Origin of the sequence: Halomonas sp. SIMBA_159, from assembly GCF_046536035.1 — a bacterium.
GTDB classification, from domain to species: domain Bacteria; phylum Pseudomonadota; class Gammaproteobacteria; order Pseudomonadales; family Halomonadaceae; genus Vreelandella; species Vreelandella venusta_A.
The window spans coordinates 1-247 of the sequence record NZ_JAWJBT010001248.1; the positions used below are offsets into that span (position 1 = coordinate 1).

A 247-nucleotide genomic window follows, 5' to 3' on the forward strand; every position below is an offset into this window, starting at 1 on the left:
GTCGTGGCGGCCCCAGGGCGAGAACATGCACGGCACCGAAACCTCGGTGCTGGTGCCGCAGGAATGCATGTCGGGGAAGTTGACCAGGTTGTCGACCTGGGCCAGCTCCGGCGTGGTCTGCCGCGCATAGCCGTCGATGCCGAAATTCTGCGCGCGCATGGTCTCGCCGAGCACGATCAGCAGCAGGCGCGGGCGCGACTGCGGCGCGCGCGGCGTGGCCATCGCGTCCTCGCCGATCGGCAGCTTG

1 protein-coding gene is annotated in these 247 nt (G+C 69.6%); it reads right to left on the reverse strand.

Annotated elements, in window-relative coordinates:
- The coding region (locus R0J87_RS23250; protein ID WP_498889331.1) for a sulfatase-like hydrolase/transferase at nt 1–247 on the reverse strand (247 nt) is incomplete at both ends.